At 68.8% G+C, this 4,149-nt stretch carries 4 protein-coding genes and 1 pseudogene; all 5 read left to right on the plus strand.

Annotation, left to right across the window (positions count from 1 at the left end; all coding sequences use genetic code 11):
- A pseudogene (locus ACY45C_RS00150) lies at positions 1 to 526 on the plus strand (FAD-dependent oxidoreductase); the annotation flags it as partial.
- Positions 527 to 644: 118 nt separating this feature from the next.
- Entirely contained in the window at positions 645 to 1,007 is a 363-nt protein-coding gene (locus ACY45C_RS00155) for an NADH-quinone oxidoreductase subunit A (RefSeq protein WP_011434998.1), read from the plus strand.
- Positions 998 to 1,813 carry a NuoB/complex I 20 kDa subunit family protein gene (locus ACY45C_RS00160; RefSeq protein ID WP_462185652.1) on the plus strand — a complete coding sequence of 272 codons (816 nt, stop codon included), beginning with the start codon at positions 998 to 1,000 and terminating at the stop codon, positions 1,811 to 1,813. The genes ACY45C_RS00155 and ACY45C_RS00160 overlap by 10 nt, the downstream gene beginning before the upstream one ends.
- A 3-nt stretch (positions 1,814 to 1,816) precedes the next feature.
- Positions 1,817 to 2,527 (plus strand): NADH-quinone oxidoreductase subunit C, encoded by a 711-nt coding sequence (locus ACY45C_RS00165; protein WP_462185653.1) that lies wholly within the window; start codon positions 1,817 to 1,819, stop codon positions 2,525 to 2,527.
- A gap of 73 nt (positions 2,528 to 2,600) precedes the next feature.
- Positions 2,601 to 4,049, plus strand: coding sequence for an NADH-quinone oxidoreductase subunit D (locus ACY45C_RS00170; RefSeq protein ID WP_462185654.1), 1,449 nt, complete (start codon positions 2,601 to 2,603; stop codon positions 4,047 to 4,049).
- Positions 4,050 to 4,149 lie beyond the last annotated feature (100 nt).

The following is a 4,149-nucleotide window of genomic DNA, read 5'->3' on the forward strand; positions in this document are numbered from 1 at the left end:
CACCGACTACCGGGACCTGCTGCGCCGCTGGCTCGCCGCATTGCCGCCGGAGTGGGGATACACCGAGGACAACGCCACCGGCCCGGTGCGTGGCAGCGCCCTGCCGATGGGCTTCAACCGGACCCCCCATTACCGCGACGGCGTGCTGCTGGTCGGTGACGCGGGCGGGATGGTGAATCCCTTCAACGGGGAGGGCATCGCCTACGCGCTCGAATCCGGTCGGTACGCCGCCGAGATTGCCGTGCAGGCCCTCGCCCGCCCGGATGGTCCGGCGCGGGAGCGGGCGCTCGGCCAGTACCCGGAACTCATGCGGGCCCGGTACGGGGGCTATTACACCCTGGGCCGGTTCTTCGTCCAGCTCATCGGCAATCCGACGATTATGGCGTTCGGTACCCGCTACGGGCTGCCGAGACCGGTCCTCATGCGTTTCGTTCTCAAGATCATGGCAAATCTTACCGACCCCCGGGGAGGGGATGCGATGGACCGACTGATCAACGCGATGACCCGGCTCGCTCCCGCGGCCTGACGTGTCCGAAATGGCCACTGGTTTCGCGGGCCGAGTCCGGACCGTTCGCGGTCCGTTCACCGGCGAGCCGTTTCACCCCAACGTCCGGTAACAAACTCTCGAAGGAGAGGAGTTCGGCATGCTCTCGAACTATGTGCCGATCCTCGTTCTGCTCGTGATCGCGGCCCTGTTCGCAGTTGGTTCGGTCGCGGCCGGTGCGCTGATCGGCCCGCGCCGGTTCAACCGTGCGAAGATCGACGCATACGAGTGCGGGATCGAACCCTCCCCGGCCCCGGCCGGGCCGCAGCGTTTCCCGGTGAAGTACTACAACACCGCGATGCTCTTCATCGTCTTCGACATCGAGATTATCTTCCTCTTCCCCTGGGCAGTAGCGTTCGACAGCCTGGCGGTATTCGGTCTCGGCGCGATGGCGTTGTTCATGGCGACCATTTTCGTCGCGTACGCCTACGAGTGGCGGCGTGGAGGTCTGGAATGGGACTAGAGGAGAAGCTGCCGGGCGGTGTGCTTCTTGCCAGCGTCGAGAAGCTCGCCAACTGGTCACGGCGCTCGTCGCTGTGGCCGGCGACCTTCGGGTTGGCCTGCTGCGCGATCGAGATGATGTCGACGGGAGCCGGCCGCTACGACCTGTCCCGATTCGGCATGGAGGTCTTCCGGGCCAGCCCGCGCCAGGCCGATCTCATGATCGTCGCCGGCCGGGTGAGTCAGAAGATGGCGCCGGTGCTGCGGCAGATCTACGACCAGATGCCCGAGCCCAAGTGGGTGCTGTCGATGGGTGTCTGCGCCAGCAGCGGCGGCATGTTCAACAACTACGCGATCGTGCAGGGCGTGGACCATATCGTCCCGGTCGACATGTACCTCCCCGGCTGCCCACCGCGGCCGGAGATGCTCATGGACGCCATCATCAAGCTGCACGAGAAGATCCTCGCCGGCCCGATCTCCGGCCGGATCGAGCACACGAAGATCGGTTCCTCGCCGTATCCGAAACCCATCGAGGTGGCCACCGCCCGGGCCGGTCTGCCGGCGGGCGCATTCGACACCCGGACCCTCTCGGTGAACGACCGCAAGCGCTTCTCGATCCCGGCCGGGGCGCCGGCGCCGACGGGTAGCGGGGCGGTCGAACCCGCCCTGGACACCCGCCGGCCCGCTGCCCTCGCACCGCCCTCGGTGTTCGGGCGCGCCAAGCGGCTACCGGTCGACCCCAAGCCGAGTGACGAGGCCCGGGCGCACGGGCCCGGCCCGACCACCGAGAGCATTGGCGACGTCGACGACCCGGATCGGGGGATCTAGGCAGTGAGCGACGAGAGCACAGCCCCCGCCGACCTGGTACCGGGCGCCGCCGGCGTGCCCGGCGGCCCGGGTGGGCGGCGCCGGGACGCGTTCGGCGCCGGTGACAGCGGTGACACCTCCGGGTTCGGCGGGCTTGTGACGCCCGTTCCGGCCCTGAGCTCCACCGCCCGCCCGTTCGGTGACGCCGACGCCGACGCCGTCTACGACGCGCTCGAACGTGCCTTCCCCCAGCTCGGCGACGCCGTCGAACGGGTGGTGGTGGATCGCGGGGAGCTGACCGTCCACGTGCGCCGGGAGAGCCTCGCCGCCGTCGGGCAGACCCTGCGTGACGACCCCGACCTGCGGTTCGAGCTGCTGTCCTCGCTGTCTGGCGTGGACTACCCGGACGACGTCACCGGCCGTCGCCTGCACTCGGTGGTCCACCTGACCTCGATGACGCACCGTCGCCGGGTCCGGGTCGAGGTGTCCGTCACCGACGCCGATCCCACCGTGCCGAGCCTGACCTCGGTGTGGCCCACCGCGGACTGGCACGAGCGCGAGACCTACGACATGTTCGGCATCGTCTACACGGGTCATCCGGGCCTGACCCGAATCATGATGCCGGACGACTGGATCGGGCACCCGCAGCGCAAGGACTACCCGCTGGGGGGCATCCCCGTCGACTACAAGGGTGCCACGATCCCGCCGCCGGACGAGCGCCGGAGCTATTCGTGACCCCGCGTCCGGCCCTGGCCAGCCGGCGACACCGCCAAGGCGACATCCCACGAGGCGACATCCGAGGTTCGCTATGACGCCCAACACGTCGACTTCCGCCACCACGGACGATCTGACCACCGGGGCCCCCAACGGCACCGGGGCCCCCAACGGCGCGAACGGCGTCGGCTACCCGACCGGGACCGTCGGCGGACCCGGGGAGCATCCGGCCTACGAGGCCGGCTTCACCGAGTCGGCGAGTGGGCGGGTCTACACCGTCACCGGCAGCGACTGGGAGCAGATCCTCGGCGTCGGCGAGGAGGAGAACGAGCGGATCGTCGTCAACATGGGGCCGCAGCACCCGTCGACCCACGGGGTGCTCCGCCTGGTCCTGGAGATCGAGGGCGAGACGGTTACCGAGACCCGCATCGTCATCGGCTACCTGCACACCGGCATCGAGAAGAGCTGTGAGTACCGCACCTGGACTCAGGCGGTCACCTTCTTCACCCGGGCGGACTACCTCTCGCCGCTGTTCAACGAGGCGGCCTACTGCCTGTCGGTGGAGAAGCTGCTGGGCATCACCGAGCAGGTACCCGAGCGGGCCACGGTGATCCGGGTGATGGTGATGGAGCTCCAGCGGATCGCCTCGCACCTGGTGTGGCTCGCGACCGGCGGCATGGAGCTCGGCGCCACCACCGCCATGATCTTCGGTTTCCGGGAGCGGGAGAAGGTCCTCGACCTGCTCGAGCTCATCACCGGGCTACGGATGAACCACGCCTACATCCGGCCCGGGGGCCTCGCCCAGGATCTCCCCGACGGCGCCGAGCGGGCCATCCGGGCGTTTCTCGCCGACATGCCGAAGCGGATCAGGGAGTATCACGCGCTGCTCACCGGCCAGCCGGTCTGGAAGGCTCGGATGGTCGACGTCAACGTTCTCGACGCGGCCGGCTGCATCGCGCTGGGGACCACGGGCCCGGTGCTGCGCGCTGCGGGCCTGCCGTGGGACCTGCGCAAGACCATGCCCTACTGCGGCTACGAAACCTACGAGTTCGACGTGCCGACCGCGCTGGAGGGCGACTCCTTCGCCCGCTACCTGGTGCGGCTGGAGGAGATGGGTGAGTCGCTCAAGATCGTTGAGCAGTGCCTGGACCGGCTGCGTCCCGGCCCGGTCATGGTCGCCGACAAGAAGATCGCCTGGCCGTCCCAGCTGTCTGTCGGGTCCGACGGGACGGGTAACTCACTCGCGTACATCCGGAATATCATGGGGACCTCGATGGAGGCCCTGATCCATCACTTCAAGCTGGTGACCGAGGGGTTCCGCGTCCCGGCCGGTCAGGTCTACACCCAGATCGAGTCGCCGCGCGGCGAGCTCGGCTACCACCTGGTCAGCGACGGCGGCACGAGACCCTTCCGCGTCCATGTGCGGGATCCAAGCTTCGTCAACCTGCAGGCCGTCCCGGCGCTGACCGAGGGCGGCCAGGTGGCGGACGTGATCGTCGGGGTCGCCTCGGTCGACCCGGTGCTCGGGGGAGTTGATCGTTGATGGCGTTCTCGCCGGAGACCCAGTCGGCCGCGCAGGAGATCATCGCCAGGTACCCAGCCGGCCGATCCCGTTCGGCCCTGCTCCCGCTGCTGCATCTGGT

It is taken from the genome of Frankia sp. CcWB2 (assembly GCF_977927585.1).